28 protein-coding genes are annotated in these 26833 nt (G+C 71.5%); 20 read left to right on the top strand and 8 right to left on the bottom strand.

Annotation, left to right across the window (positions count from 1 at the left end):
- The first annotated feature begins 4 nt into the window (after positions 1-4).
- From AMK33_RS11710 to AMK33_RS11700, 3 genes are read left to right on the top strand one after another with little or no spacing between them, the layout of a single operon-like run.
- Positions 5-1420 carry a glycosyltransferase family 2 protein gene (locus tag AMK33_RS11710; RefSeq protein ID WP_073933041.1) on the top strand — a complete coding sequence of 472 codons (1416 nt, stop codon included), beginning with the start codon at positions 5-7 and terminating at the stop codon, positions 1418-1420.
- Positions 1420-2433, top strand: a complete 1014-nt coding sequence (locus AMK33_RS11705; RefSeq protein ID WP_073932751.1) for a glycoside hydrolase family 26 protein — start codon at positions 1420-1422, stop codon at positions 2431-2433. The genes AMK33_RS11710 and AMK33_RS11705 overlap by 1 nt, the downstream gene beginning before the upstream one ends.
- On the top strand, positions 2433-4259 hold the full coding sequence (locus AMK33_RS11700; RefSeq protein ID WP_201263015.1) for a glycosyltransferase family 39 protein: 1827 nt from the start codon (positions 2433-2435) through the stop codon (positions 4257-4259). Before AMK33_RS11705 ends, AMK33_RS11700 begins: the two co-directional genes overlap by 1 nt.
- 14 nt (positions 4260-4273) lie before the next feature.
- Here the strand turns inward: AMK33_RS11700 and AMK33_RS11695 are convergent, their stop codons facing one another.
- Positions 4274-5161: a hypothetical protein gene (locus tag AMK33_RS11695; protein WP_073932749.1), complete on the bottom strand. Its 888-nt coding sequence runs from the start codon at positions 5159-5161 to the stop codon at positions 4274-4276.
- Positions 5162-5235: 74 nt separating this feature from the next.
- On the opposite strand from AMK33_RS11695, the gene AMK33_RS11690 reads away from it, so the two are divergent.
- From AMK33_RS11690 to glmM, 4 genes are all read left to right on the top strand, one after another.
- Positions 5236-6432 carry a glycosyltransferase 87 family protein gene (locus AMK33_RS11690; RefSeq protein WP_073932748.1) on the top strand — a complete coding sequence of 399 codons (1197 nt, stop codon included), beginning with the start codon at positions 5236-5238 and terminating at the stop codon, positions 6430-6432.
- Between the two features lie 232 nt (positions 6433-6664).
- Positions 6665-7108, top strand: a complete 444-nt coding sequence (rplM, locus tag AMK33_RS11685) for a 50S ribosomal protein L13 (protein WP_004927173.1) — start codon at positions 6665-6667, stop codon at positions 7106-7108.
- Between the two features lie 42 nt (positions 7109-7150).
- The gene (rpsI, locus tag AMK33_RS11680; protein WP_004927169.1) at positions 7151-7663 is read left to right on the top strand and encodes a 30S ribosomal protein S9; all 513 of its coding nucleotides are present in this window, start codon (positions 7151-7153) and stop codon (positions 7661-7663) included.
- A 306-nt stretch (positions 7664-7969) separates the two neighbouring features.
- Positions 7970-9328 carry a phosphoglucosamine mutase gene (gene glmM, locus AMK33_RS11675; protein ID WP_073932747.1) on the top strand — a complete coding sequence of 453 codons (1359 nt, stop codon included), beginning with the start codon at positions 7970-7972 and terminating at the stop codon, positions 9326-9328.
- A gap of 311 nt (positions 9329-9639) precedes the next feature.
- On the opposite strand, the gene AMK33_RS11665 is transcribed toward glmM, so the two are convergent.
- Positions 9640-10584, bottom strand: coding sequence for a DUF389 domain-containing protein (locus AMK33_RS11665; protein ID WP_073932745.1), 945 nt, complete (start codon positions 10582-10584; stop codon positions 9640-9642).
- Between the two features lie 113 nt (positions 10585-10697).
- Here AMK33_RS11665 and AMK33_RS11660 point away from each other — a divergent pair, with 113 nt between their 5' ends.
- A complete protein-coding gene (locus AMK33_RS11660) occupies positions 10698-11249 on the top strand; it encodes a hypothetical protein (protein WP_073932744.1) in 552 nt (183 codons plus the stop codon).
- Between the two features lie 12 nt (positions 11250-11261).
- Here the strand turns inward: AMK33_RS11660 and coaA are convergent, their stop codons facing one another.
- Positions 11262-12230, bottom strand: coding sequence for a type I pantothenate kinase (gene coaA / locus AMK33_RS11655; protein WP_073932743.1), 969 nt, complete (start codon positions 12228-12230; stop codon positions 11262-11264).
- Positions 12231-12479: 249 nt separating this feature from the next.
- On the opposite strand from coaA, the gene AMK33_RS11650 reads away from it, so the two are divergent.
- From AMK33_RS11650 to glmS, 3 genes are all read left to right on the top strand, one after another.
- A complete protein-coding gene (locus AMK33_RS11650) occupies positions 12480-13286 on the top strand; it encodes a hypothetical protein (RefSeq protein WP_073932742.1) in 807 nt (268 codons plus the stop codon).
- A 217-nt stretch (positions 13287-13503) separates the two neighbouring features.
- Positions 13504-14292: a hypothetical protein gene (locus AMK33_RS11645; protein ID WP_073932741.1), complete on the top strand. Its 789-nt coding sequence runs from the start codon at positions 13504-13506 to the stop codon at positions 14290-14292.
- 124 nt (positions 14293-14416) lie between these two features.
- On the top strand, positions 14417-16264 hold the full coding sequence (glmS, locus tag AMK33_RS11640; RefSeq protein ID WP_073932740.1) for a glutamine--fructose-6-phosphate transaminase (isomerizing): 1848 nt from the start codon (positions 14417-14419) through the stop codon (positions 16262-16264).
- On the opposite strand, the gene AMK33_RS11635 is transcribed toward glmS, so the two are convergent.
- Both AMK33_RS11635 and AMK33_RS11630 read right to left on the bottom strand, forming a co-directional pair.
- Positions 16225-16434 (bottom strand): DUF397 domain-containing protein, encoded by a 210-nt coding sequence (locus AMK33_RS11635; protein WP_073933040.1) that lies wholly within the window; start codon positions 16432-16434, stop codon positions 16225-16227. The two genes, glmS and AMK33_RS11635, sit on opposite strands and share 40 nt — an antisense overlap.
- A gap of 8 nt (positions 16435-16442) precedes the next feature.
- Positions 16443-17279 (bottom strand): helix-turn-helix domain-containing protein, encoded by an 837-nt coding sequence (locus AMK33_RS11630; RefSeq protein ID WP_073932739.1) that lies wholly within the window; start codon positions 17277-17279, stop codon positions 16443-16445.
- Positions 17280-17485: 206 nt separating this feature from the next.
- On the opposite strand from AMK33_RS11630, the gene AMK33_RS11625 reads away from it, so the two are divergent.
- The 5 genes from AMK33_RS11625 to AMK33_RS11610 all read left to right on the top strand — a co-directional run bounded on the left by AMK33_RS11625 (position 17486) and on the right by AMK33_RS11610 (position 19860).
- Complete coding sequence (locus AMK33_RS11625) at positions 17486-17899, top strand: ATP-binding protein (RefSeq protein WP_073932737.1); 414 nt, start codon at positions 17486-17488, stop codon at positions 17897-17899.
- Between the two features lie 162 nt (positions 17900-18061).
- Positions 18062-18232, top strand: a complete 171-nt coding sequence (locus AMK33_RS11620; RefSeq protein ID WP_073932736.1) for a hydrophobic protein — start codon at positions 18062-18064, stop codon at positions 18230-18232.
- A 195-nt stretch (positions 18233-18427) separates the two neighbouring features.
- A complete protein-coding gene (locus tag AMK33_RS11615) occupies positions 18428-18799 on the top strand; it encodes a holo-ACP synthase (protein ID WP_073932735.1) in 372 nt (123 codons plus the stop codon).
- Between the two features lie 5 nt (positions 18800-18804).
- Positions 18805-18927: a hypothetical protein gene (locus tag AMK33_RS44700; protein WP_268817365.1), complete on the top strand. Its 123-nt coding sequence runs from the start codon at positions 18805-18807 to the stop codon at positions 18925-18927.
- A gap of 96 nt (positions 18928-19023) precedes the next feature.
- Positions 19024-19860, top strand: coding sequence for an RNA polymerase sigma factor SigF (locus tag AMK33_RS11610; protein ID WP_079194821.1), 837 nt, complete (start codon positions 19024-19026; stop codon positions 19858-19860).
- 59 nt (positions 19861-19919) lie between these two features.
- Here AMK33_RS11610 and AMK33_RS11605 read toward each other — a convergent pair whose 3' ends face one another.
- Positions 19920-21104 carry a hypothetical protein gene (locus tag AMK33_RS11605; RefSeq protein ID WP_073932733.1) on the bottom strand — a complete coding sequence of 395 codons (1185 nt, stop codon included), beginning with the start codon at positions 21102-21104 and terminating at the stop codon, positions 19920-19922.
- Positions 21105-21252: 148 nt separating this feature from the next.
- On the opposite strand from AMK33_RS11605, the gene AMK33_RS11600 reads away from it, so the two are divergent.
- The 4 genes from AMK33_RS11600 to tsaE all read left to right on the top strand — a co-directional run bounded on the left by AMK33_RS11600 (position 21253) and on the right by tsaE (position 25766).
- Positions 21253-22686: a bifunctional ADP-dependent NAD(P)H-hydrate dehydratase/NAD(P)H-hydrate epimerase gene (locus AMK33_RS11600; RefSeq protein ID WP_073932732.1), complete on the top strand. Its 1434-nt coding sequence runs from the start codon at positions 21253-21255 to the stop codon at positions 22684-22686.
- Between the two features lie 161 nt (positions 22687-22847).
- Entirely contained in the window at positions 22848-24047 is a 1200-nt protein-coding gene (gene alr / locus AMK33_RS11595) for an alanine racemase (RefSeq protein WP_073932729.1), read from the top strand.
- The gene (locus AMK33_RS11590; RefSeq protein WP_073932728.1) at positions 24044-25267 is read left to right on the top strand and encodes an alpha/beta fold hydrolase; all 1224 of its coding nucleotides are present in this window, start codon (positions 24044-24046) and stop codon (positions 25265-25267) included. The genes alr and AMK33_RS11590 overlap by 4 nt, the downstream gene beginning before the upstream one ends.
- On the top strand, positions 25236-25766 hold the full coding sequence (gene tsaE, locus AMK33_RS11585; RefSeq protein ID WP_073932727.1) for a tRNA (adenosine(37)-N6)-threonylcarbamoyltransferase complex ATPase subunit type 1 TsaE: 531 nt from the start codon (positions 25236-25238) through the stop codon (positions 25764-25766). The genes AMK33_RS11590 and tsaE overlap by 32 nt, the downstream gene beginning before the upstream one ends.
- 28 nt (positions 25767-25794) lie before the next feature.
- On the opposite strand, the gene AMK33_RS11580 is transcribed toward tsaE, so the two are convergent.
- Positions 25795-25983: a hypothetical protein gene (locus AMK33_RS11580; protein WP_073932726.1), complete on the bottom strand. Its 189-nt coding sequence runs from the start codon at positions 25981-25983 to the stop codon at positions 25795-25797.
- A gap of 288 nt (positions 25984-26271) precedes the next feature.
- Positions 26272-26820, bottom strand: coding sequence for a hypothetical protein (locus AMK33_RS11575; RefSeq protein ID WP_073933039.1), 549 nt, complete (start codon positions 26818-26820; stop codon positions 26272-26274).
- Positions 26821-26833: the final 13 nt, after the last annotated feature.

Here is a 26833-nt window from a genome sequence, read left to right as displayed (position 1 = left end):
CCTGGTGGTCAGTCAGTTCAAGCTGGCGCAGGCCGCGCCGCTGCTGTGGGCGTACACGCCGCTGCTCGTCTTCACGGTCGTCTACTACCTGGTGTCGCTCCGGGTGAACGGTTTCAGCCGTGACTTCGACATCGCCCGCCACAAGCGGCTGGTCCACGACTGGCGGCCGGAGGTGTACCCCACCGTCGACGTGTTCCTGCCCGTGTGCGGTGAGCCCATCGAGGTCCTGCACAACACCTGGAAGCACGTGCGGGCGATGGCCGACCACTATCCGGGCGTCTGCGTCCCGTTCGTGCTGGACGACGGTGCCGGCCCCGAACTAGAGGCGATGGCCCGCGACTTCGGCTTCCGCTACGGGACCCGCGAGAACCGCGGCTGGTTCAAGAAGGCGGGCAACCTGCACTTCGGGTTCGGCCGGTCCGACGGCGAGTACATCCTGATCCTCGACGCCGACTTCACGCCGCGCGCCGACCTGCTCCAGGAACTGCTGCCGTACATGGAGGCGGATCCGCGCATCGGCATCGTCCAGTCGCCGCAGTACTTCCGTGTCCTGGACTCGCAGAACTGGATCGAGCGCGGCGCGGGCGCCGTGCAGGAGCTGTTCTACCGGTCCGTGCAGGTCTCCCGGCAGGGCAGTGACGGCGCCATCTGCGTGGGCAGTTGCGCCGTCTACCGGCGCGCGGCCCTGGACACCAACGGCGGCACCACGCTGATCGAACACTCCGAGGACGTGCACACCGGCTTCGACCTGCGTGGTCTCGGCTGGGACCTGCGCTACATACCGGTCGCGGTGTCGACGGGCGTGTGCCCGGACAGCGCGGGCGCCTTCTTCAACCAGCAGTACCGCTGGTGCTCCGGCTCCATGAGTCTGCTGGGCAGCAGGAAGTTCTGGCAGATGAAGATCAGGCCGGCGAGCCGCCTGTGCTACATGTCCGGCTTCTTCTACTACATCCACACGGCGCTGTTCACCTTCGCGGCCCCCGTGATCCCGATCGTGCTGCTGCTGGCGATGCCGGAGAAGCTCCTGGTCGAGCACCTGTTCCTGGTGCTCCCCAGCATCATCTACACCACGATCGTCTTCCCGATGTGGCACAAGGCGCCCTACCGCCTGGAGGCCTGGGCGACCCGCATGATGTACGGCTGGGCGCACGTCTTCGCCATCTGGGACATCCTGCGCAAGAACCGCATGGGCTGGCAGCCCACCGGCTCGTCCGGCGCCAAGAAGAACAAGACCCGGCGCTTCTGGATCGGCCTGTGGGTGTGGAGCGGTGGCACCGCCGTGGTGTGGGTGGTCGCCGCGGTGTACCGCACGTTCACCATGAACGCCCCGGACTTCGCGCTGATCCTGTCCTCCGGACTCTTCTACGCCCTGGTGGTGGCCCGCGCCCTGGTGCAGCCCCGGGCGGAGGTGACGGCCTGATGCGCCTCCTCTCCCGCACCCGTACGGTGCTGTCCTCCTGCCTGCTCGCGACACTGCTGCTCGGCGGCTGCTCGTCGCCCGGCGACGAGCCGGCCGGACCGGACGCGGCAGGCGGCGGCCCGAACGCCGGGAGCGCCGGGGGCTCCGAGGCGAGCGTCCCCTACGACGTCGTACCGCTGCTGAAGCCGTCGAGGAAGTACTTCGGCGCCGCCGTCGAGGGCTCACCGCACTCGATGAAGGGCGTCGACGCCTACACCGAGATGGTCGGCAAACAGCCGAACCTGATCGAGTACTACGCCGCCTGGGGCGACGGTTTCGACGCCACCGGTGTGCGCAACGCCTGGGCGGAGGGCGCCCTGACGCTGATGTCCTGGGAGCCCTTCGACACCCCGCTGGCCGACATCGCGGCCGGCGGGTCGGACGCCTACACCGAGGAGTACGCGACGGCGGTGCGCGAGCTGAACCTGCCCGTCGTGATCTCCTTCGCGGACGAGTTCAACGGCCACTGGGAGAAGTGGGGCACCGAGCACACCACCCCCGAGGAGTACGTGGCCGCCTGGCGGCGCGTCCACGACACCTTCGTCGACGTCGGCGCCTCGAACGTCATCTGGGCCTGGTCGCCGAACATCGTCAACCCGGTCAGCGAGGTCGAGCTCGAGCCGTACTACCCGGGCGACGGCTACGTCGACTGGATCGGCCTGATCGGCTACTGGACGCTGGAGGAGGACAGCGCCTTCGACAGCGTCTTCGGACCGACCCGGGACCAGGTCCGCGCCTTCACCGGGAAGCCGATGCTGCTGCTGGAGACGGCGGCCATGGCCGGTGAGCGGCGGCGGGACGACATCCGCAACCTCTTCGAAGGCGTCACGGCCGACGACGACATGCTCGGCTTCGTCTGGTTCAACCACAAGAAGCGCGCCGACTGGCGGCTGGAGGCGAGCCCTCTGGCGCTGGAGGAGTTCAGGCGCCTGGCCGCCGACGACCGGTTCGGCTTCGACGTACGGAAGCCGTGATGACCCGACACGACCACCACACGCCGGGGCCCCACGACCCGTACGCCGAGGAGGACACGGCCGGCGGCTGGTTCAACTCCGACGGGTTCGTACCGCGGCAGCCGAGCCGTCCGCAGGACGGATACGACTACGGCCACGGTCACGGCTACAGCTACGACGCCCAGACCTACCCGTACCAGCAGCAGTCGTACCAGCCCGGCATCCCGGAGCAGCCGCAGGGCGGCCGCGACGACCGGCCGACCCACGCGCTGCGGACCGTGGCGGAACAGGCGCCGGCCGAGCCGGGCTACCACGTGCCCGACACCCCCGAGGTGAGCTGGGACATGGCCGCCAGCAGACGGCGGGCCTGGGTCAGCCGGGCCGTGCTGCTGTGCGTCCTGACCGTCCAGGCCGTGCTCTCGCTGCGGCTGTCCAACACCGCCTTCCAGGACGAGGCCCTGTACCTGGCGGCCGGACACGCCCAGCTCGACCAGCTGCTGCACGGCACCCCGCTCCCGAAGGACTACGCGGCGTACTTCTCCGGCTCGCCGCAGCTCTACCCGGTGCTCGCCGCGCTCGTGGACGGGTGGTTCGGGCTCGCGGGGGCGCGGTCACTGAGCCTGGTGTTCATGCTCGCCACCACCGGGCTGCTGTACTCCCTCACCCGCCGCCTGTTCAACGAGCGGGCGGCACTGGCCGCGGCGGCGCTGTTCGCGGTACTGCACTCGACCGTCGTCATGGGGTACTACGCCACCTACGACGCCGCCGCCGTGTTCCTGCTGGCGCTCGCCACCTGGATCGTCGTCCGCACCGACCGGGCGCCCGCCGCGGCCGTCCTGCTCGCCGCGCCCGTGGCGGTCCTGGCCGTCGGCGTGAAGTACGCGGCCGCGCTGTACCTGCCGACCGTCGTCGTGCTGGCCCTGCTCACCGCCTGGCCCCGTCGGGGCGCCAGGTCGGCGGTCGGGCGGATGGTGCTGCTCGGCCTGGGCATCGGGGCGCTCCTCGCGGCCGGCGTGTACGCCACCGACCTGATGGCCGGCGTACGGCAGACCACCACCGACCGGGAGCACGGCACCGACGGCGCCGGCTTCCTGCTGCGGCGGTCGGCGGAGTGGGGCGGCCTGATGTTCCTCACCGCCGTCGGCGGCGCCGTCTCCTACGTCCGGCGCAGCCGCATGCACGAGTCACCCCTCGCGCGGCGGCTGGACGACCCCGGCTGGCGCCGGCGGGCCCTGCTCGGGCTGGTGCTGTGCGGCACGGCGGTGCTCGCGCCCGCCTACCAGGTCCACCTGGCCACCCAGGTGTCGCTGTTCAAGCACATCGGCTTCGGGCTGCTCTTCGCCGCGCCCATGGCCGGTGTCGGCGTGACCCGCCTGGTGGGCGCGCACTTCCGGTACCCGCAGCTCGGCATCATGCTGTGGACGGCGATGCTCTGCCTGGGCATCGCGCAGGCGGACTGGCGGTTCGCCCTCTGGCCCGACTCCTCGAAGATGGTCCGGGCCATCGAGCCCTACATGAACTCCCGGGACCACTACCTCAGTTCCACACCCGAGGTGCCCCTCTACTACTTCCGCGAGGAGACCACGCACCGCCAGTGGCAGAGCGTCTTCGGCATGGAGTACACGGACGAGAAGGGCACGTACCTCTCCGGGGACGACGCCTACCGGGCGGCGCTGCGCGACGGCGAGTTCGACCTGATCGTCCTCGACGGGCTCACCAACCCGCGTGTGGACGACATCATCGCGGAAGCGGTCAGGGGCAACCCGCACTACCGGCTCCTGGCGGACCTGCCGTTCCGCAACTCCGCCGGCACCGGCGAGTACCGGATCTGGATCAAGACCTCCTGAGCGCCGGGCGGCGGCTACTCGTCGGCCGCCGCCGACGCCTGGGCCTCGCCCCTGCGGCGGATCTGGCGGAACGTGAACTCCTGGAGGTCGTCGCCCGTGGCGAAGACGGCCGTGTCCTTCGTCGTCACGTCCTTGCCGGCCGTGAAGCCGGCGATGGTGAAGTAGGCGTAGCGGCCGTAGGAGTTGGTGGTGGAGCGGCAGACCGCGCCGGAGCAGAAGTCCTTGATGCCGCCGCCCGACAGCGACTTGACGATGCTCTTCTTGTCGGCCTGCTGCTTCGCCTTGGTCGCCTGCGCCTCGGTGTCGAAGACGGCCACGCCGACCGTCACCGCCATGTCGTCCTTGGTGTAGGTGACCCGGATCAGGCGGGTGCAGTCGTTGTCGTTCAGGACCTTCGGGAGCGTGGACTTCGCGGCCGAGGCGCAGTTCCCGGTGTCCGCCGTCGGGCCCTTCTTGTACACCGTCTCGCCCATGGTGAGCTGGGTGCCGGGGAAGAGGATGTCGGGGCTCAGCGGGGCCTTGTCCTTCTTCGCGCTGGCGATGAAGTCCTTCGGGTCCAGCGGCGGCGGGGCGCTCGTCGGGGCGAACGACGGGACCGTGCCCGTCGGGCTCGGGATGTCGAAGTCGGTGGCCCCGGGCACTTGGGAGGAGGTGCCCGGCGAGGCCTCGTCGCTGCCGTTCGCCGAGACGACGGCGACCGCCACTGCCGTGCCTATCGCGACGGTGGCGAGCGCCCCGCCGCCTATGAACAGCAGCCGGCGCCGCTTGGCGCGGGCCTCGGAGGCGTCGGCGAGCGCGGCCCAGTCGGGTGACTCACCGGAGCCGCCGCCGCTCCAGGGCTGCTGGGAATTCGGTTTCCAGGGATCCCACTGCTGTTGAGGTCCCCCCTGCCCAAAACTCATGGGGCGCATCTTAGACGGGGCGCCGGGCGTGCTGGTCCCCGTCAACGGGCCTCGGGGGCCCTAGCGTTGCCCGCATGGCGACGGGCAAAAGCGACATCTCCGGGTGGTTGGTGCGACCCGCGAGCGGCCCCCTGTGGGCCGGACTCGTGGCGGTGCTGGGGGCGCTGACGGTGCATACGGTGCTGGTGACCTCGGACGGAGGGATGGACAACGCGATCGTCGTGGACGCCGGGCGGACCTGGCTGGACGGCGGTTCGCCGTATGACGACCGGCACTTCCTCTATTTTCCGAGCGCGGTCGTGGCCGCCGCCCCGCAGGCGCTGCTGCCGCGGTCCGTGCTCGACGTGGCCGTGCCGGTGGCGGTGGTCCTCGCCCTCGCGCTGGGCTGGGCCTGCGCCCTGCTGCTGCACCGGGTGCCGCTGCGCAGCAGGCTCGCCGTCCTCGGGCTGCTGGGCCTCGCGGCCGGCTTCGCGCCGTTCGGGCAGCTCGTGCGGCTGGGCAACTGGACGGTGACGGCCGTACTGGCGCTGCCGCTGTGCCTGCTGCTGGCGAGCCGGGGCCGGTGGGTCGCGGCGGGCGCCGTCGTCGGGGTGGCGGTGGCGCTGAAGCCGCTGCTGGCCCCGATGGCGCTGCTGTTCCTGTTCGCGCGCCGGTGGCGGGCGCTGGCGGTGCTGGTGCTGGTCCCGGCGGTCGCCTCGGCGGTGGCGGCGCTGTTCCTGCCCGACCCCACCGGCTTCCTCACCCGGACCCTGCCCTTCCTGCTGAGCGGGGACGACGCCTTCGTGCGGCTCTACGAGGCCTCGCCGGCGGCCGTGCTGCCCCGGCTCGGCGTGCCCAGGGTCCCGGCCGCGCTGCTCGCGCTGCTCGCGGCCGCCGCGGGAGTGGTGTGCGCGTACCGGCGCTGGCGCGGGCCGGGCCCGGCGGAGCCGCGGCTGGCGGAGACGTCCGCGGGGCTGATGCTCTCCGCGTTCCTGGTCTCCCGCCCCTCCTACAACCACTACCTCCTGGTCGTCCTGCCGCTGCTGCTCGCCGGTCTGCCGTACGCCGGGGCGGTGGCGCGGCGGCCCTGGTTCTGGCTCGCCCTGGTGCCGCAGCTTCCGGGGGTGACCTGGCCGTGGCTGGAGTCGGGCAGGCGCCGGGCCTTCCGGGACGCCTTCACGCTGTGCGTCCTGGCGGTGACGGTCGCGTACCACTGCGTGCGGAGGACACGGGACGCGGACGGCCCGAGCGGTGCGCCGGGGGAGCGGCGTACGGCCGTGGAACCGGCGTAGCCCGCCGGGGGCGGAGCCGTTTTGACCCGCCCGGCCGGGGGCGGGTATTCTGCGTGTTCGTTGTGTGTAGTGGCTTGCTCATTCTCACGTGAGGGGCCCTTACACCGGTCCACCGGACCGATGACCAGCGACCAGCATGCGGTTTGCGTCACCGTGATGCGGTCAAGGCTGTCGTGATCGTCTTCGGTGACCTTGTCAGGACCATTCACTGAAGAAGCGAAGGCTACGAACCGTGCGTACGTACAGCCCCAAGCCCGGCGATGTGACGCGCCAGTGGCACGTCATCGACGCTCAGGACGTCGTCCTGGGTCGTCTGGCCTCCACTGCGGCCTCCATCCTGCGCGGCAAGCACAAGCCGATCTACGCGCCCCACGTCGACACCGGTGACTTCGTCATCATCATCAACGCCGACAAGGTGCACCTGTCCGGCAACAAGCGGACCCAGAAGATGGCGTACCGCCACTCGGGCTACCCGGGTGGTCTGCGCTCCGTCCGTTACGACGAGCTGCTCGACAAGAACCCCGAGAAGGCCATCGAGAAGGCCGTCAAGGGCATGCTCCCCAAGAACACCCTGGGCCGTCAGATGCTCTCGAAGCTGAAGGTCTACTCGGGCGACCAGCACCCGCACGCTGCCCAGCAGCCGGTGCCGTTCGAGATCACCCAGGTCGCGCAGTAAGTCCGGCCACCCCCTAAGACTGAACAGAATCTGAGGAGAATCGTGGCCGAGACCACTGCCGAGCAGCCGCTCGAAGAGCTTGACATCGACAGCTACACCACCGAGTCCGAGGTGCCCGTCGAGGGCGAGTACACCTCGGAGTCCATGGCCTCCCGCTTCGGTGAGCCCCAGCCGGCCGCCGGCCTGGGCCGCCGCAAGAACGCCATCGCCCGCGTCCGGATCGTCCCGGGCACCGGCAAGTGGAAGATCAACGGTCGCACCCTCGAGGACTACTTCCCGAACAAGGTGCACCAGCAGGAAGTCAACGAGCCCTTCAAGGTGCTCGAGCTCGAGGGCCGCTACGACGTCATCGCCCGCATCGCGGGTGGCGGCGTCTCCGGTCAGGCCGGTGCGCTCCGTCTCGGTGTCGCCCGCGCGCTGAACGAGGCGGACGTCGACAACAACCGCGGCCCGCTGAAGAAGGCCGGCTTCCTCAAGCGCGACGACCGCGCGGTCGAGCGCAAGAAGGCCGGTCTGAAGAAGGCCCGTAAGGCCCCGCAGTACAGCAAGCGCTAAATCGCAGGCGCTCGCGCGTACTCCGAACGCCCCGGCGGCACGCCACAGTGCTGTCGGGGCGTTCGTTTATTCATTGCCGTGGGCGTATAACGGCACAAGGCGCTCAAAGGCTAATGTGATCGGATGGTCGGGCATGTCGTTATGGCGCGCCTGCCGGATGACGATGCGGAGCCGCATACGCATCACGACCGTCGAACACATCACAAGCTCCGTCAGCGGTCCGACCGGCGACCGCGCGGACGGGTCCAACGCCCCGGCACGGCCTCGGCGACGGCTTTCGATACTGACGCTTCCTCAGGAGGACAAGTGGGACGACTCTTCGGCACGGACGGCGTGCGCGGTGTCGCCAACGCGGACCTGACAGCGGAGATGGCGCTCGGCCTGTCCGTCGCCGCCGCGCACGTACTGGCCGAGGCGGGCACGTTCGAAGGACACCGGCCCACCGCCGTGGTCGGACGTGACCCACGCGCGTCCGGAGAGTTCCTGGAGGCCGCCGTCGTCGCGGGCCTCGCCAGCGCGGGCGTGGACGTCCTGCGGGTCGGCGTGCTGCCGACACCGGCCGTGGCGCACCTCACCGGCGCGCTCGGCGCCGACCTCGGCGTCATGCTCTCCGCCAGCCACAACGCCATGCCGGACAACGGCATCAAGTTCTTCGCCCGCGGCGGCCACAAGCTCGCCGACGAGCTGGAGGACCGCATCGAGTCCGTGTACGAGGAGCACCGCACCGGCGCCCCCTGGGACCGCCCGACCGGCGCCGGCGTCGGCCGAGTACGGGACTACGAGGAGGGGATCGCCCGTTACGTCGACCACCTCGTCGGCGCCCTCCCGAACCGGCTGGACGGTCTGAAGATCGTCCTCGACGAGGCGCACGGCGCCGCCGCGAAGGTCTCCCCGGAGGCGTTCACCCGGGCCGGGGCCGAGGTCGTCACCATCGGCGCCGACCCGGACGGGCTCAACATCAACGACGGCTGCGGCTCGACCCACCTCGACCAGCTGAAGGCCGCGGTCGTCGAGCACGGGGCCGCGCTGGGCATCGCCCACGACGGCGACGCCGACCGGTGCCTGGCCGTGGACCACACCGGCGAGGAGGTCGACGGCGACCAGATCCTCGCCGTGCTCGCGCTGGCGATGCGGGAGCGCTCCGCACTGCGCTCCGACACCGTCGTCGCGACCGTGATGTCCAACCTCGGCTTCAAGCTCGCCATGGAGCGCGAGGGCATCCGGTTCGTGCAGACCGCGGTCGGCGACCGGTACGTGCTGGAGGAGATGAAGGAGAAGGACTACGCCCTCGGCGGCGAGCAGTCCGGCCACGTCATCATCCTCGACCACGCGACGACCGGCGACGGCACGCTCACCGGCCTGCTGCTCGCGGCACGGGTCGCCGGCACCGGCCGTACGCTGCGGGACCTGGCCTCGGTGATGGAACGCCTCCCGCAGGTCCTGATCAACGTCCCGGACGTCGACAAGTCCCGCGTGAAGACCTCCGCGGAACTCGCCACGGCCGTCACCGAGGCCGAACGCGAACTCGGCGAGACGGGCCGCGTACTCCTCCGCCCCTCGGGCACGGAACCCCTGGTCCGCGTCATGGTCGAGGCGGCGGACATCGACCAGGCCCGCTCGGTCGCGAGCCGCCTGGCGGACGCGGTGAAGTCGGCGCTGGGCTAGCCCAACGCGGATGCCGCCGCCGTTCCCGCGGGTACCCGCGCCTGTCGCCGTTCCCGCGGGCAGTCGTGCCTGTCGCTGTTCCCGCGGGTACCCGCGCCTGTCGCTGTTCCCGCGGGCAGTCGTGCCTGTCGCTGTTCCCGCGGGCAGTCGTGCCTGTCGCTGTTCCCGCGGGCAGTCGTGCCTGTCGCCGTTCCCGCGGGCAGTCGTGCCGCTGGGGCGGCACGGGTGGGCGCGACGGCACCCCGCCGGCGCCGGGCTGTGCAACCCACCCCCGGCCCCCCCCCAACGCCGGGCAACCACTGAAGCGCCGGTCAGGCCCCGCGCCCGCGCAGCCGCTCGTGCTGTCTGGCCCAGAAGTACTTCTGGGCCAGCAGGGTGGCGGTGCCCGCCAGGGTGATGCCGAGGAGGTTGAGCAGGAGCTGCTCGGTCGACCCCCAGGTCTGCACCGTGTCGCCGTAGCTCAGAGCCACGGCGGCGTTCGCGGCGGCCGGGACCGTAGTCACCGAGATGGCGACGCCCACCAGCGCGCCGGACTTCGCGGAGGTCAGCGAGAGCGTGCCGGCCGCTCCGGCCAGTACCGCCACCACGAAGGAGAACCAGTCGGGGGCGTACACGAAGCCGGTCTGCGGCCGTTCGCCCTTTAACTGCTCCTCGGTGAACAGCCCGACCGCGTCCATGAAGAGGCTGAAGGCCACCGTCACCACCATCGCCACCGCGAAGCCCACCAGCAGGGCGACCACCGAGCGCAGCGCGAGACGCGGTCGGCGCTGCGCCGCCGCCGTGCAGATGCCGGCCAGCGGTCCGAACTCCGGGCCCACCGCCATCGCGCCCACGATCAGGATCGCGTTGTCCAGTACCACACCGCAGGCCGCGATCATCGTGGCCAGCGTGAGGAACGCGAGATAGGTGACCGAGAGCGTCGACTCCTCGTGGGTGGCCTCGGTCAGTTCCTCCCACAGCACCGCGTCCGCCGGCTCGCCCGGCGCTTCCTCCTCCGCCTTCTCGGCCCGCTTCGACAGCGACAGACCGATGTTCTCCACCGCGATGGAACCGCTCGTGTCCAGCCCCAGCCGCTGGAGCCTGCTCAGCAGGTCGTCGCCCGCCTCCCGCGCCACGTCGCACATCACCACGTCCCCGGCGGGATCGCGGGCCGCACCCGGCAGCACGCACAGATGCGCGGTGCCGATCGTCCCCTCGATCAGTCGGACCACGTCATCGGTCTTCTCGGCCGGTGTGATCAGTCGCAGGTGCAGCATGGCGGCAGCGTAGTCGTCGGGTGATTCCCTGATGCCATCGTCCCGTGATCACCGGGAGACCTGCGATCACTACCGTTCAGGGCACGTGAGCCGAGGCGAGAGGTGCCCCAGTGATGAGCAGGAACGGGAAGCGGGCGCGGACGGCGCTGACGGTGGCGCTGGCCTGGGCGGCGGCGGGCGGTACGGCCGTGGCGGGGACCGGTACCGGTACCGGCGCCGTGCTGCCCTGGGGCGGGGGCCGGGCGGCGACCGCCGTGGCGTCGCAGGCGGCGGCGCAGGAGCTGGCCGCCTGGGAGGCGGGGCAGGACGCCGCGTACGAGGCGGCGGTGCGGAAGGCCGTGTCCGACGCGGAGAAGTGGCGGGCGGCGGCAGCGACAGCGGCAGCGGGGGCGAGTACCGGTTCCGGGGCGGGCGGTCAGTCGTCGGCGGCCCAGGACCAGGACCAGGACCAGGACCAGGTCCAGGACCAGGGCCGGGAAGCGACGGCCGACCACGGATCGGGTCAGGCCCAGGGGACGGACTGGGGCGCCAGGATCAAGGAAGCCCTCGAAACGCCCCACCCGCGCCCCGAGTCCACGCCCGGCACGGACCCGGAGCACCAGCAGCGGGTGGAGGACGCCTACACCGACCCGGTCAAGGACCTCACGTACGAGCCCGCCCCCTGACCACCCCGCTGTTCACAGCTTGCGCAGGCTGAGGCGTTGCACCTTGTGGTCGGGGCCCTTGCGCAGGACCAGCGTGGCCCGGCCCCGGGTCGGGGCGATGTTCTCCACGAGGTTGGGCTTGTTGATGGTGCGCCACATCGTGCGGGCGTAGTCGAGGGCCTCCTCCTCGGAGACCTGGGTGTACTTGCGGAAGTACGACGACGGGTCCTGGAACGCGGTCTCGCGCAGCCGCTTGAAGCGGTTGAGGTACCAGCGCTCGATGTCCTCCGTGCGGGCATCGACGTACACGCTGAAGTCGAAGTAGTCGGCGAGGCCCACGCGCGTGCGGCCGTCCTGGCCGGGCAGGGCCGGCTGGAGGACGTTGAGTCCCTCGACGATCAGGATGTCCGGGCGGCGCACGGTGAGCTTCTCGCCGGGCACGATGTCGTAGATCAGGTGGGAGTAGACGGGGGCGGAGACCTCCTCCTTGCCCGCCTTGACGTCGGCGACGAAACGGGTCAGCGCGCGGCGGTCGTACGACTCGGGGAAACCTTTCCGCGACATCAGGCCCCGCTCCTGGAGCTCCTTCGTCGGCAGCAGGAACCCGTCCGTCGTCACCAGCTCCACGCGCGGGTGCTCGGGCCAGCGGGACAGCAGGGCCCGCAGGAGACGGGCGACCGTGGACTTGCCGACTGCCACGGAACCGGCGACCCCTATGACGAAGGGCGTGCCCGACTGGGAGCCCTGCTCGCCGAGGAACGTGTTCAGCGCGCCCCGCAGTCCGTCGGTGGCGCCGACGTAGAGGTTGAGCAGCCGGGACAGCGGGAGGTAGATGTCCCGCACCTCGTCGAGGTCGATGACGTCACCGAGGCCGCGCAGCTGTTCGACCTCCGCCGCCGACAGGGGCAGCGGAGTCTTGTCGCGCAGCGCGCTCCACTCGGCGCGGGTGAGGTCCACGTAGGGAGTCGCCTCCGGCCGCTGCCGGTGGGCGCTCCGGGGCATCGAGGAGACCGGAGAGATCACAGTCCATTGTTAACGGAGTTTGAACGAGGTGACAGGTGGGGTGTGTCACGCCGGCCGGTCCGTAGTGGCCGGCGATCCCGTCGAGGTCACGGTCGGGTCTCGGGCCGCCGATTATCGATCGTCTGTGCGATTGCTGTGTGTACGGTGCGTTCAAGATCGAACGGGGCCGGGCTCCGGTCCCGACATGCCTCAACAGACTCCGACGCAATACAACGAAAGAGTGCCGACGTGAAATCGACCGTTGTCCGCCGCGCCGCCCTCACGGCCTCCGCCGCCGCGCTGACCCTGCTCGCCACCGCCTGCGGCGGGTCGTCCGACGACGACGGCGCGGCCGGTGACGCCAAGGCCAAGGCGGACCGGTCCGCCCCGGCGGGCAAGGCCGACGAGTCCGCACCGGAGGGCAAGGCGCTGACCGCCGCCGAGCTGGAGAAGGTCGCCCTCGCCCAGGCCGACGTCGAGAACGGCGAGGTCACCACCAAGGTCCCGGCGAAGGACGACATCGCCAAGGACCAGGTCTCGACGGACGACGAGGCCTGTCTGCCGCTCGCCCACGCCCAGGCCGCGATCGCCCAGGGCGAGCCGGCGGCGAACGTGAAGCGCTCCTGGACGGGTCAGACGGAGTCGCAGTCCGAGAGCTCGGGCCCGGACGGTCAGGACATGACCACCATCGACGTGAACAAGATCATGCTGAACCTCGCCTCCTACGAGGCCGGCGGCGCCGAGCAGGCGCTGACGGCGCTGAGCGCGGCCGCCGAGAAGTGCGCCGGCGGCTTCACCGCGACCGTGGGCAGCGACGAGCTGCGGATCGCCGAGGTCACCACGACCGCCGCCCCCGACGGCGGCGACGAGGCGGTCGCCGTCACCCTCGGTGTGGACATCGGCAAGGACGCCAACGGTCTCATGAAGATCGTCGTGGTCCGCAAGGGCTCCACGCTCGCCTCCTTCAGCGCCGTCAACCTCTCCGCCATGATGACCGGCGCGGACTTCGAGGTTCCCACGGCCGTCATCGACGCACAGGTCGCCAAGCTCGGCTGACACCGGATCCACCGGCGATGGCCTCGCCGCCCTTGCCCGTCTCGAGCCGGGCGAGGGGAGCGGAGGGGGCCGCGGTCCTCCGAGATCACGTGGTTGTCACGGTCGCATACCGGGTGATCGTCCGGTGATCATCTGTGCGGCGGCTGTGTGCGAGATCCGTTTAAATTGCGCGCAATGCGCTGCGGATCCCTCCGCGCCTTCGAGAAAGAGTTCCTCCGTGAGAACCATCGCCGTCCGCCGTACCGTGCTCGCCGCCTCCGCCGCCGCGCTCGCCCTGCTCGCCACCGCCTGCGGTGGCTCCGGCGACGAGGACAAGGCCGGCGACAGCAAGGGCAAGGCGGAGTCGAGCGCCTCCGCCTCCGCCGCGCCGGCGGCCAAGGCGCTCACCGCCGCCGAGCTGGAGAAGGCCGCGCTGGCGCAGGCGGACGTCAAGGACGGCAAGGTGACGAAGGTGCCCGCCACGGACGACATCGCCGCCGACAAGGTCAAGGCGGAGGACGCGGCCTGCCAGCCGCTCGCCCACCTTCAGATGGGCGTGCCCGTCGGCTCGCCGGCCGCCACGGTGAAGCGTTCCTGGACGGGCGAGCCGCAGAAGCCGGCCGCGGACGCCAGCCCCGAGGACGCCCTGCTCGCCGGACTCGGCGCGGAGAAGATGATCGTCACGCTCGCCTCCTACGAGGACGGCGGCGCCGAGCAGGTCATCAAGGACGTGGACGCCGCTGCCGGCAAGTGCGCCGGAGGCTTCACCTACGACGCCATGGGCGAGCCGTTCAAGATCCTGTCGGCCGAGAAGACCGAGGCGCCCGGCGGTGCCGACGAGGCGGTCGCGATCACGGCGCTCCTGGCCGCGGACGAGGACGTGAAGACGCCCATGAAGCTGGTCGTCGCGCGCAAGGGCGCCACCGTCGCCTCCTTCACCGTCACCAACTTCGCCTCCGCCGTCACCGGCGAGGACTTCGACTTCCCGACGGCGGTCTCCGACGCCCAGCTCGGCAAGCTCGCCTGACGCATCCCGGATCCCGCGTTCCGTTCCCACCGGTGCCCGTACGCTTTCGTGCACCGGTGGGAATTTCCGATTTCGGGCAGGGAAAGGCCTTTTCCGGCGGCTGACGGACCGTAGGCTGCCGGGCATGTGCGGAATCGTGGGATACGTGGGGCCGCAGTCGGCGCTGGGCGTCGTGACGGCCGGACTGAAGCGGCTGGAGTACCGGGGATACGACTCGGCGGGCGTCGCCGTGCTGGCCGACGGCGGTCTGGCCACCGCCAAGCGGGCCGGGAAACTCGTCAACCTGGAGAAGGAGCTGGCCGAACGGCCGCTGCCGACCGGGACCACCGGCATCGGGCACACCCGCTGGGCCACCCACGGCGGCCCGACGGACGCCAACGCCCACCCGCACCTCGACAACGCGGGCCGGGTCGCCGTCGTCCACAACGGCATCATCGAGAACTTCGCCGCCCTCCGTGCCGAGCTGGCCGAGCGCGGTCACGACCTCACCTCCGAGACGGACACCGAGGTCGTCGCCCACCTCCTCGCCGAGGAGTTCTCCGCCTGCGCCGACCTCGCGGAGGCGATGCGGCTGGTCTGCCGGCGCCTGGAGGGCGCGTTCACCCTGGTCGCCGTCCACGCGGACGAGCCGGACGTGGTGGTCGGCGCGCGCCGCAACTCCCCGCTGGTGGTGGGCGTGGGGGAGGGGGAGGCCTTCCTCGCCTCCGACGTGGCCGCGTTCATCGCGCACACGCGGGACGCCGTCGAGCTGGGGCAGGACCAGGTGGTCGAGCTGCGCCGGGACGCGGTGACGGTCACCGACTTCGACGGGGGCGCGGCCGACGTCCGCGAGTACCACGTCGACTGGGACGCCTCCGCCGCCGAGAAGGGCGGCTACGACTACTTCATGCTCAAGGAGATCGCCGAGCAGCCGAAGGCGGTCGCCGACACCCTGCTGGGCCGTATCGACGGGTCGGGCTCACTGACCCTGGACGAGGTCCGCATCCCGGCGGGCGTGCTGCGCGAGGTCGACAAGGTCGTCATCGTCGCCTGCGGTACGGCCTTCCACGCCGGGATGATCGCCAAGTACGCCATCGAGCACTGGACCCGGCTCCCCTGCGAGGTGGAACTCGCGAGCGAGTTCCGCTACCGGGACCCGATCCTCGACCAGCAGACCCTCGTCATCGCCATCTCCCAGTCCGGCGAGACCATGGACACGCTGATGGCCCTGCGCCACGCCCGCGAGCAGGGCGCGCACGTGCTGGCGATCTGCAACACCAACGGCTCCACGATCCCGCGCGAGTCCGACGCCGTGCTGTACACCCACGCCGGCCCGGAGGTCGCGGTCGCCTCGACCAAGGCGTTCCTGACCCAGCTCGTCGCCTGCTACCTGGTCGCGCTGTACCTGGGCCAGGTGCGGGGCACCAAGTGGGCGGACGAGATCCGTGCGGTGGTGCGGGACCTGTCGTCGATCTCCGGTGCGGTGGAACGCGTCCTGGAGACGATGGAGCCGGTACGGGAGCTGGCGCGATCGCTGGCCGCGAAGAACACGGTGCTGTTCCTGGGCCGGCACGTGGGCTACCCGGTCGCGCTGGAGGGCGCGCTGAAGCTGAAGGAACTCGCCTACATGCACGCGGAGGGCTTCGCGGCGGGCGAGCTGAAGCACGGCCCGATCGCGCTGATCGAGGACGACCTGCCGGTGGTCGTGGTCGTACCGTCACCGCGCGGCCGCTCCGTCCTCCACGACAAGATCGTCTCCAACATCCAGGAGATCCGGGCACGGGGTGCGCGGACGATCGTCATCGCGGAGAAGGGGGACGAGGCGGTCGCCGAGTACGCCGACCACCTGATCCGCATCCCGGCCACCCCGACACTGCTCCAGCCCTTGGTGGCGACGGTGCCGCTCCAGGTCTTCGCCTGCGAGCTGGCGACGGCGCGGGGGAACGAGGTGGATCAGCCTCGGAACCTGGCGAAGTCGGTGACGGTGGAGTAGGTCTTCACACCGTCCAGGAATGCGGCGAAGGCTCCGGCCGGGAAGGTGAGGGTTGCCCTGGCCGGGGCTTTTGAGTCGCGGATGCCCACGTGGGCGGGAGTGTTCGCGATCTCGACGCAGTCGTTGCCGTCATCGGGGCCTGAGTAAGAAGACTTGCGCCAGTTGTCCATCGAGTGCCTCACAGCTCTTTCGTCAGACGGTTGATGAAGTCACGTGAGCGTTCCGGTTCCAGTGACGCGGCTTCAATTTTACGGAAGCGCATTCGATAGGCGCCGAGCTGTGCCTCGGCGTCGACAAAGGCCGAGCCGTGGGGTGCGTCGCGCACGACCGTGTCCAGCTTGGCAACGGGACCGCCCACGTAGGTCATGGTGCCTGCGGCCAGGCCGAATCCATCCAGGTCGAAGGGGATGACGCGCACGGTGATGCCGTCCGCTTCCGACGAGTTCAGGAGCGCGGTGAGCTGAGCGCGGGATGTCGTGCGGTCACCGACCCTGATGCGCAGGGCCGCTTCATGGATCACCAGTTTGTACGGGAAGTCGGCTTGCTTGCGTGCCATCCGGTGCCGTACGCGCATTTCCAGCTCGTCAGCGGTCAGTTCGGGCACCCTGGCGGAGAAGACGGCTCGGGCGTAGTCCTCGGTCTGCAACGGGCCAGGTACGTAGAGGATCGCGACCTCGTGGCGGAATGTGGCGTGGTGATCCAGTTCGGCGAGGTCGAGGAACGAGGTGGGCAGACGCCACCGGTACTCCTCCCACCAGCCGCGCATTCGGTCGGTGGCCATAGCCACCAGCGCGTCGATGAACTCCTGGTCCGTGCAGGCGTAATGGGATGCGAGTCGACGCAGGCGCTCCTCGCTCACTCCTGCGATGCCCGACTCGATCTGGCTGATCTGTACGGAGTTCACGCCGAGCAGTGCCGCTGCCTCGCGTGCGCTGAATCCCGCCGCCTCGCGAAGTCTGCGCAGCTCGACCCCCAGTCGCCTTTGTCGCGCCGTTGGCTCGCGCCTGGTTCCCATCGGTTGCCCCTCGGTTCAACACGCCTTTTGCGGCGACTCTTTCAGGTTCAGATTACGGGAACGGCTTGCTTGGTCTTAAAACCAAGGTCTACCGTCAGTGACATGACGTAAGCGCAGCGGAAGCGCACCGTTCCGTCCTGCCGTGACGGCTGCGGCACTGCCACCGCCCGTGAACCAACCCCACCCCCGCTGAACGGAGTTCACGCATGCCCGAAAACGAGTCCTGGGAGTACTCCCTCTCCATCCCCAACGACCCCCGCGCGGTCACCGTCAGCCGCCGCACCCTCCGTCTCATCCTCACGATGCACGGGCTGATCGGGCTCGTGGACGTGGCCGAACTCCTCGCCACGGAGCTGGTCGCCAACGCCGTACGGCACACCAAGGGGCCCGCGACCCTGCGGGTGCACTGGACGGCCGGCGTGCTGCGGATCGGGGCGTGGGACACCGACCCCGCGCCGCCCGACGCGCCGCTGCCCTTCGAACGGTCCGCGGACCTCGGCCTGGAGGACGGGCGCGGACTGGCGCTGGTGCGGGCGTGTTCCGACCTGTGGGGCTGGCAGCCGCTGTCCCGGGACGGCAACAAGGGGAAGTTCGTGTGGTGCGAACTCGGCGCGGCTTGACGGGGTTCGCAGGTGGCCGCCGGGCCACTCGCTCCTGCTGATCCGACCCGCTGCGGGGGCGGCCGTCCCGCGTAAATTCCCCCGAGGCTGTGAAACTAACGTGGAGTCGGAGAGCTTGTGCGTGGGATGCCGGGGCACTCGCGGGACCGGAGGTTGATACACATGGTTCCCCTGCTTCTGGTTCTTCTCCTGGCGCTGATCCTGTTCGGTGCTGGCTTCGCACTCAAGGTGCTGTGGTGGGTCGCGGCCATCGTGCTCGTGCTGTGGCTGGTGGGCTTCTTCGTCCGCCCGGCGGGCACGGGTGGCGCGCGGGGCCGCTGGTACCGCTGGTAGGGCGGCGGAATGTGTGCGGAGGGCTCCGGCGATTCCGTCGGAGCCCTCCGCATGTGCGTGGAAAGGGTGAAATGGGGCGTGACGGGTGGAGCGACGGGCACCCGCCCGCCCGTCGGGCGCCGGTGCGCACGGGAACCGGCGGCCTCCACGCCGGCGTCCGACGTCCCCCCGGCGCGGGCTCGTAAGGTGCTGCGCATGAGCATCATCGGAGTCGGGATCGACGTGGCCGAGATCGAGCGGTTCGCGGAGTCGTTGGAGCGGACGCCCGCGCTGGCTCAGCGGCTCTTCCTGGAGAGCGAGCTGCTGCTGCCCAGTGGTGAGCGGCGCGGTGTCGCCTCGCTCGCCGCGCGGTTCGCGGCCAAGGAAGCGCTCGCCAAGGCGCTCGGGGCGCCCGCGGGGCTGTACTGGACCGACGCCGAGGTGTGGTGCGAGGACAGTGGGCAGCCGCGGCTGCGGGTGAAGGGGACGGTGGCCGCCCGCGCCGCCGAGCTGGGCGTGCGGTCCTGGCACGTCTCGCTCAGCCATGACGCCGGGGTCGCCTCGGCGGTCGTGATCGCGGAGGGGTGAGGCCCGTGCTCTCCTTCCCCGGGGTCGGGGTCGACCTGCCGGTCTGGGGGGACGCGTTCCTCGTCGCCGCCGCCGTCCTCACCGTCGTCTTCGCCCTCGTACGGCTGCTGCGCCACCGCCGTCGTTAACCCGGATGCGTGCTTCGAGTGGACCGGGGTAGACGCGTGGAGCCGGCGCCCGAAGCCGGGCCGAACGAACAGGGAGGGCGAACAGTGACGTCGACGATGGCGCGGACCGACCGAGCTCAGACGGTGACCGAGCTGCCGGAGGTCGCCGATCCCGGTCAGGTCGCGCCGAAGGACGCCCGGGAGCTGTCCAAGCAGTTCTTCCGCCGGCTGACGGAGCTGGAGGAGGGCACGCACGAGTACCAGTACGCGCGCAACACCCTCATCGAGATGAACATGTCCCTGGTCCGCTTCGCGGCCGGCCGGTTCCGCAGCCGCGGGCCGGAGGAGATGGAGGACATCGTCCAGGTCGGCATGATCGGGCTGATCAAGGCGATCGACCGGTTCGAGCTGTCCCGCGAGGTGGAGTTCACCTCCTTCGCGATCCCCTACATCGTCGGCGAGATCAAGCGGTTCTTCCGGGACACCTCGTGGTCCGTGCACGTGCCGCGCCGGCTCCAGGAGGCCCGGGTGCAGCTCGCCCGCGCCACCGAGGAACTGCGCAGCCGGCTGGGCCGCACGCCCACGACCGCCGAACTCGCGCAGCTCATGAGCCTGACCGAGGAAGAGGTCAACGAGGCCCGGATCGCCTCCAACGGCTACAACTCCGCCTCCCTGGACGCCGCCATCGGCAGCGAGCCCGACGGCGAGAGCGTGCTCGCGGACTTCATCGGCACCGAGGACGCCGCGCTGGAACTGGTCGAGGACTTCCACGCACTCGCCCCGATGATCGCCGATCTCGACGAGCGCGAGCGCAAGATCGTGCACTGGCGGTTCGTGGAGGAGCTGACGCAGGCGGAGATCGGCGAGCGGCTCGGCTGCTCCCAGATGCATGTCTCGCGGCTGCTGTCCCGCACGCTGAAGCGGCTGAGGGCGGGGATGCTCACCACGAGCTGAGGCGACGCGCGCAGGGCGTACGTACGGGGTGCGGCTCGGTGAGCCGCACCCCGCGTGTGTCAGCAGATCGACTGGCTGCTGTTCACCAGACGGTTGTTGCGGAACGTCGTGTTCTCGCCGCAGGGGCTCTCACGGATCGACGAGTTCGTCACCGTGAGGTTCTGGACGGTGACGTCCCTGTTGTTCGCGAACTCCGAGCGCGCCGCCAGCCGGATCTCGCCGCCGCCGGTGACCGTGCCGCTCTGGGCGGCGAGGTTCACGTTGTAACAGTTCTCGATGAGGATCGCGTTGTTGCCCGTGTCCGAGAGCGTGATCCTGTCGATCGTCGCGCCGCCGCTCTCCGAGACGCAGAACACGCCCCGTCCGCCGCCGCGTGCGACGACCTCGCCGACGCGGATGTTGGTGGGGTAGGAGCTGCCGATCCGGCCGTTGCGGTTGGCCATGCGGAAGGCGGCGTACCCGGTGCCGGTGCCCGCGTTCTCCGCGTCCACCTTGGAGACGGTGGCGTTGACGGTCTGGTTCAGCAGCAGGCCCGACTCGCCGACGTTGCGGGCGGTCACCGTGCCGATGGTGAGGCCGTCGACGCCGTACGTCTCCACGGCGTGGCTGGACGCGCCGGAGACGTACACGTTGTCGATGCGCACGTTGCGCGTCCACTGGCTGGTGTCGCCGCGGTTGTCGATGCGGACGCCGAGGCCGCGCGAGAGGCGCATGTCGATCTGGCCGAGGACGACGTTCTGCACGTTGCGCATGAAGATGCCGTACAGCGGGGCACCGGTGACGTTGAGGTGCTGCACCTCGATGTCGCGGGTGCCGCGGGAGTAGACCGGGGCCTGGTCGCCGGAGCCGCTGCCGGTGACGTTGATGGTGCCGCAGACGTCGAGGGTCGTGTAGCTCGGCAGGGAGATGCGGGAACCGGCGGAGATGGAGCCCGAGCCGCGGACCACCACCCGTTCCTTGCTGGTGCGGCCGGAGGACAGGCTGCTGATCGCCGCCTGTACGGCCGCGCGCATGTCGCCGCCGGTGTAGACCGTGCTGCCGCCGCGCCTGGCGGTCCAGGTGCCGCCGTTGAGCACGGCCTCGGCCTGGTAGGAGCCGTCGCCGCAGGCCGCGGCGCGGGCGGGGGCCGGGGCTGCGGTGGCCGTGGGGGTCGTGGCAGCGGTTGCCGGGGCCGTCATGACGCCGGCCGTGGTGAGGAGTGCGGTGGCGCCGGCTGCGGCGAGAAGTGCGGCTCTGCGTCCCATGGGTCCTCTGCTTCTGTCGTCGAACCGATTCGACTGAATCGATTCATCCTGTGGGGGGCCGAGAGTTTGGCAAGGGCATGGCAAGGAGTCAAGCGGTCCGCCTCTCTGTTACGGGAGTTGACGGGCCGTCTGCGGGAGACTCGGACGCATGCGTACTGCGTACAGCGTGGAGACGGTCAGGACGGCGGAACGGGAACTGATGGCACGGCTGCCGGAGGGGGCGCTGATGCGGCGCGCCGCCGCCGGTCTTGCCGCTGCCTGCGCGGATGTGCTGGGGCGGGTGTACGGCAGCAGGGTCGTCCTGCTGGTCGGCAGCGGGGACAACGGCGGTGACGCCCTGTACGCCGGTGCGCGGCTCGCCCGGCGTGGGGCGGGCGTGAGCGCGGTGCTGCTCGCGCCGGAACGCGCCCATGGCGGGGGGCTCGCGGCGTTGCGCCGGGCGGGCGGGCGGACCACGGACACGGACGGCGCCGAAGGGCTGATCGAGCGGGCCGATCTCGTCGTCGACGGCATCGTCGGGATCGGCGGCAAGGGCGGGCTGCGTCCGGAGGCGGTACCGCTCGCCGACGCGGCCGGGCGGGCGCGGGCGGCCGTGGTCGCCGTCGATCTGCCGAGCGGGGTCGACGCCGACACCGGGGAGGTGCGGGGGGCGGCGGTCCGGGCCGACCTCACGGTGACCTTCGGGACGCACAAACCGGGGCTGCTGATCGATCCGGCGCGGGAGTACGCGGGGTCGGTGCGGCTGGTCGACATCGGGCTGTCGCTCCCGGAGGAGCCGGAACTGGAGGCGTTGCAGCACGCGGACGTGGCCCGGCTGCTGCCGGTGCCGGCCGTGGAGAGCGACAAGTACCGGCGGGGCGTCGTCGGGATCGCGGCCGGGTCCGCCCGGTATCCGGGGGCGGCGGTGCTCGCGGTGGCGGGGGCGTTGCGGGGCGGGGCGGGGGCCGTACGGTACGTCGGTCCCGCCGGGCAGGCCGTGATCGCCCGCTTTCCCGAGACGCTGGTGTCGGACGGGGGGCCGAGGCGCGCGGGGCGGGTGCAGGCGTGGGTGGTCGGGCCGGGGGCCGGGGACGACGCGGGGACGGTCGCGGAGGTGCTGGCGGCGGATGTGCCGGTGCTGATCGACGCGGACGGGCTGCGGCTGGCGGAGGCGTCGGCGGTGCGGGGGCGGCGGGCGCCGACGTTGATGACTCCGCATGCGGGGGAGGCGGCGGCGCTGCTCGGGGTCGAGCGGGAGGAGGTCGAGGGGGGTCGGCTGGCGGCTGTGCGGGAGTTGGCGGGACGGTACGGGGCGACGGTGTTGTTGAAGGGGTCCACGACCCTGATCGCCTCCTCGGGTGGGGGTGTGGTGCGGGTGAATCCGACGGGGACGTCGTGGCTGGCCACGGCGGGGAGTGGGGACGTGTTGTCGGGGCTGGCCGGGTCGCTGCTGGCGGCGGGGCTGTCGGCGGTGGACGCGGCGAGTGCGGGGGCGTATCTGCACGGGCTGGCGGGGCGGTTCGCGGCGGACGGGGCGCCGATGGGGGCGCACGATGTGGCGGAGGGGATCGCGGGGGCGTGGCGGGATGTGGTGCGGGGGTGACCGGGGGCTCGGCGTGGGGGTGGGGCGGGGGTGGGTTGCGCAGCCCGGCGCTTGCGGGGTGCCGTCGCGCCCACCCGTGCCGCCCTGCGGCACGATTGCCCGCGGTTTGCGGGGTGACTGCCCGCGGTTTGCGGAGACGGGGCTCTGAGAGACTGGGGCGGATGAACGAGACAGTTGCCCCGGGTGGTGCGGAGCTGCGGGCCCGTGCCGAGATCGACCTTGCCGCCGTGCGGGCCAATGTGCGGGCCCTGCGCGGGCGGGCGCCCGGCGCTGCCTTCATGGCCGTGGTCAAGGCCGACGGGTACGGGCACGGCGCGGCCCCCTGCGCCCGGGCGGCCGTCGAGGCCGGGGCGACCTGGCTGGGCACCGCCACCCCGCAGGAGGCGCTCGCGCTGCGCGCGCCCGGTGCCGGGGTGCCGGACGACGTACGGATCATGTGCTGGCTGTGGACGCCCGGCGGGCCCTGGCAGGAGGCGGTCGAGGCCGGCCTCGACGTGTCCCTGAGCGGCATGTGGGCGTTGGACGAGGTCACCAGGGCGGCCCGCCTCGCCGGGCGGCCCGCGCGGGTGCAGCTCAAGGCCGACACCGGGCTCGGGCGGGGCGGCTGCCAGCCCGGCGACGACTGGACGGAGCTGGTCGCCGCCGCGCTGCGCGCCGAGGCCGAGGGGCTGCTGCGGGTCACCGGCCTGTGGTCGCACTTCGCCTGCGCCGACGAGCCGGGCCACCCCTCCATCGCCGCCCAGCTCACCCGGTTCCGGGAGATGGTCGCGTACGCGGAGGGACAGGGCGTCGACCCCGAGGTCCGGCACATCGCCAACTCGCCCGCCGCCCTCACCCTCCCCGAGAGCCACTTCGACCTCGTCCGCCCCGGCATCGCGATGTACGGCGTCTCGCCCAGCCCCGAGATCGGCACCCCCGCCGACCTGGGGCTGCGCCCGGCGATGACCCTGTCCGCCTCGATGGCCCTGGTGAAGCACGTCCCCGGCGGGCACGGCGTCAGCTACGGCCACCACTACGTCACCCCGGGCGCCACCACCCTCGGCCTCGTCCCGCTCGGCTACGCGGACGGCATCCCGCGCCACGCCTCCTCCACCGGTCCGGTGCTGGTCGAGGGCAAGTGGCGCACGGTCGCGGGGCGGGTCGCGATGGACCAGTTCGTCGTCGACCTGGGCGGGGACGAGCCGGGGCCGGGCGCCGAGGCCGTCCTCTTCGGGCCCGGCGACCGCGGTGAGCCCACCGCCGAGGACTGGGCACAGGCGGCCGGGACCATCGCGTACGAGATCGTCACCCGCATCGGAACCCGCGTCCCGCGCGTCTACGTCAATGACGGGAACGACGGAGACGGGGGGAGCGGTACGTGAGCGAGAGCAGCGCGGAGGCCGTCGCGGCCGTCGCCTCCGCGTCCGGCGGGGGCTGGCGCCGCGCCACCGGTGTCGCGGGTGTCGCGATAGGCGTGCTCGCCACCGGGGCCGCCGCGGGCGTCGCGATAGAGCGGATGACGGTCGGCCGGGGCATGCGCAAGAAGGCCCGGCTCGCCCTCGACTCCGCGGGACCGTACGGCGCGCTGCGGGGCACGCCCGGCAAGGCGTACGCCGATGACGGCACCGAGCTGTACTACGAGGCCGACGACGTCGACCCCGCCCCGACCCCCGAGCGGCGGCGCCGGCTGTTCGGGCGCAAGGCCCCGGCCCCGGTCACCGTCGTCTTCAGCCACGGCTACTGCCTCAACCAGGACTCCTGGCACTTCCAGCGGGCCGCGCTGCGGGGCGTCGTACGGACCGTGCACTGGGACCAGCGCAGCCACGGCCGGTCGGCGCGGGGCGCGGCGCAGGTGGAGCGGGACGAGCCGGTCACCATCGAGCAGCTGGGGCGGGACCTGAAGGCCGTCATCGACGCGGCGGCGCCCGAGGGGCCGCTGGTGCTGGTCGGTCACTCCATGGGCGGGATGACGGTGATGGCCCTCGCCGACCAGTACCCGGAGCTGATCCGGGAACGGGTCGTGGGCGTCGCCCTGGTCGGCACGTCGTCGGGGCGGCTCGGGGAGGTCAACTTCGGGCTGCCGGTGGCCGGCGTCAACGCGGTGCGGCGGGTGCTGCCGGGGGTGCTGAAGGCGCTGGGGCAGCGGGCCGAGCTGGTGGAGCGGGGGCGCCGGGCCACCGCGGACCTGTTCGCGGGGGTCATCAAGCGGTACTCGTTCGCGTCGCGGGACGTGGATCCGGCGGTCGCCCGGTTCGCCGAGCGGATGATCGAGGGCACGCCGATCGACGTGGTCGCCGAGTACTACCCGGCGTTCAACGACCACGACAAGACCGAGGCCCTCGCCCACTTCGCCGGCCTGCCGGTGCTGGTGCTGGCCGGGGTGGACGACCTGGTCACGCCCAGCGAGCACAGCGAGGCGATCGCCGGTCTGCTGCCCGACGCGGAACTGGTGCTGGTCCCGGACGCGGGGCACCTGGTGATGCTGGAGCACCCGGAGGCGGTCACCGACCGCCTCGCCGACCTGCTCGTCCGCGCGGGTGCGGTGCCCGCAGGGGCTACCGTTGGTCGCTATGGAAGCAGCAGCACCGCACAACCCGGCTGAGCCGACGCCGACCGCGAACACCGTCGGGCTGACCGTCACCTCCCCCGAGCAGATGCGCGAACTGGGCCGCAGGCTCGCCAAGCTGTTGCGCGCCGGTGACCTGGTCCTGCTCTCGGGCGAGCTGGGCGCGGGCAAGACGACCCTGGCCCGGGGCCTGGGTGAAGGGCTCGGCGTGCGGGGCGCGGTCACCTCGCCGACGTTCGTGATCGCCCGGGTGCACCCGTCCCTGGGGGACGGTCCGCCGCTGGTCCACGTCGACGCGTACCGGCTCTCCGGCGGTCTGGACGAGATGGAGGACCTCGATCTCGACGTCTCGCTGCCGGAGTCGGTGATCGTCGTGGAGTGGGGCGAGGGCAAGGTCGAGGAGCTGACCGAGGACCGTCTCCAGCTCGTCATCCACCGGGCGGTCGGCGACACCACCGACGAGGTGCGCCAGGTGACCGTGACCGGCCTGGGCGGACGCTGGGCGGCGACCGACCTGACCGTGCTGTCGGCCTGACCGGTTCCGTACGTACGCCCACGCGCGCCTACGCGGCCTCGCGGTGCCCCTTGGCCGGTTCGCAGGGCCGGGGTTCCGGTGCGCGGGGCGGGGTGGAGACCGCGGCGGCCGCGGCGCAGGACGCCAGCAGGTCGCGCATCGGGATTCCGGAGAGGCCGGAGACCGGCTGTGGCCGTGACTGCGCCGTGGTTCGGCGGGCGCTCTGGTGGGCCGGCATGGACGCCTCCTGAAGGACGGGGGCGGGCGTGGTTAGGTAGACCTAACCACGAGCTGGATACCATGTGACCACGCCCGGGACACCGAACGCAACATCTTGCCGACGCCTTGTCGGAATACACGGGCCCCGTTCACACGATCCGGCCGGAACGCGCACACCGGGACTCGCCGGGACACCGGGACTCACCGGCACCCCGGGTATCCCGGAACCCACCGGCATGCCGATGCACCGGGACTCATCGGCACGCCGACGCACCGGGACTCACCGGCACCCCGGGCACCCCGGGACTCACCGAACGACGACGACCGTCCGCCCGATCGTCGCGAACCCCCACATCGCCTCGCCGTCCGCGCGCGTCTCCCGGATGCCGCCCGTCCGCTGCTCCGGGTCGAGCCGCGGTGCCGAGCCGTCGATCGCCGCGCTGAACCCGATCGCCGTGCCCTCGACGGAGGCGAACCGCACCACGTGTTCGACCGGGACGCCATCCGATCCGGTGACCGCCTTGGACCGGGACGTGACCCGGTAGGTGCCCGGCTCCGGGTCCACCGTGCTGGGGCTGACCCCGTAGGTGCGCCGCACCTTGCCGCTCTCCTCGACCAGCCACACCCGGTCCCTGTCCAGCGCGTACACGACCCGTTCGCCCGTCCCCGACCGTGCGGGCAGGGCGGCGGGGTGGCCGTTGTCCCGGAGGGTCTTCTGGACGGCCGCCACGGTGCCGGGCGCCGGATGGCGCAGCTCGGCCGGGGCGGTCACCGCCGCCCGGTGGCCGAGGTAGCCGATCGTCGCGAGGGCCGCCGCGGTCAGCCCCGCCACGATCGCCGAGCTGGTGCCTGCCACCGTCGTCACCTCT

The organism is Streptomyces sp. CB02400, from assembly GCF_001905725.1.
Taxonomy (GTDB): Bacteria; Actinomycetota; Actinomycetes; order Streptomycetales; family Streptomycetaceae; genus Streptomyces; species Streptomyces atrovirens.
The sequence above is the reverse complement of the archived record's forward strand: the minus strand, read 5'-3'. Positions and strand labels throughout refer to the sequence as shown.

Bases quoted from the DNA above. Each gene is read 5' to 3' on its own strand.
- AMK33_RS11665 (WP_073932745.1), bottom strand. From the start codon at position 10,584: ATGCTGCACCTGCGACTGATCACACCGGCCGAGAAGACCGATGACGTG.
- AMK33_RS11660 (WP_073932744.1), top strand. From the start codon at position 10,698: ATGAGCAGGAACGGGAAGCGGGCGCGGACGGCGCTGACGGTGGCGCTG.
- AMK33_RS11605 (WP_073932733.1), bottom strand. From the start codon at position 21,104: ATGGGACGCAGAGCCGCACTTCTCGCCGCAGCCGGCGCCACCGCACTC.
- AMK33_RS11635 (WP_073933040.1), bottom strand. From the start codon at position 16,434: ATGGACAACTGGCGCAAGTCTTCTTACTCAGGCCCCGATGACGGCAAC.
- AMK33_RS11700 (WP_201263015.1), top strand. From the start codon at position 2,433: ATGACCCGACACGACCACCACACGCCGGGGCCCCACGACCCGTACGCC.
- AMK33_RS11615 (WP_073932735.1), top strand. From the start codon at position 18,428: ATGAGCATCATCGGAGTCGGGATCGACGTGGCCGAGATCGAGCGGTTC.
- coaA (WP_073932743.1), bottom strand. From the start codon at position 12,230: ATGCCCCGGAGCGCCCACCGGCAGCGGCCGGAGGCGACTCCCTACGTG.
- AMK33_RS11705 (WP_073932751.1), top strand. From the start codon at position 1,420: ATGCGCCTCCTCTCCCGCACCCGTACGGTGCTGTCCTCCTGCCTGCTC.
- alr (WP_073932729.1), top strand. From the start codon at position 22,848: ATGAACGAGACAGTTGCCCCGGGTGGTGCGGAGCTGCGGGCCCGTGCC.
- AMK33_RS11600 (WP_073932732.1), top strand. From the start codon at position 21,253: ATGCGTACTGCGTACAGCGTGGAGACGGTCAGGACGGCGGAACGGGAA.
- AMK33_RS11620 (WP_073932736.1), top strand. From the start codon at position 18,062: ATGGTTCCCCTGCTTCTGGTTCTTCTCCTGGCGCTGATCCTGTTCGGT.
- AMK33_RS11625 (WP_073932737.1), top strand. From the start codon at position 17,486: ATGCCCGAAAACGAGTCCTGGGAGTACTCCCTCTCCATCCCCAACGAC.
- AMK33_RS11580 (WP_073932726.1), bottom strand. From the start codon at position 25,983: ATGCCGGCCCACCAGAGCGCCCGCCGAACCACGGCGCAGTCACGGCCA.
- AMK33_RS11690 (WP_073932748.1), top strand. From the start codon at position 5,236: ATGGCGACGGGCAAAAGCGACATCTCCGGGTGGTTGGTGCGACCCGCG.
- AMK33_RS11630 (WP_073932739.1), bottom strand. From the start codon at position 17,279: ATGGGAACCAGGCGCGAGCCAACGGCGCGACAAAGGCGACTGGGGGTC.
- tsaE (WP_073932727.1), top strand. From the start codon at position 25,236: ATGGAAGCAGCAGCACCGCACAACCCGGCTGAGCCGACGCCGACCGCG.
- glmS (WP_073932740.1), top strand. From the start codon at position 14,417: ATGTGCGGAATCGTGGGATACGTGGGGCCGCAGTCGGCGCTGGGCGTC.
- AMK33_RS11695 (WP_073932749.1), bottom strand. From the start codon at position 5,161: ATGAGTTTTGGGCAGGGGGGACCTCAACAGCAGTGGGATCCCTGGAAA.
- AMK33_RS11610 (WP_079194821.1), top strand. From the start codon at position 19,024: ATGGCGCGGACCGACCGAGCTCAGACGGTGACCGAGCTGCCGGAGGTC.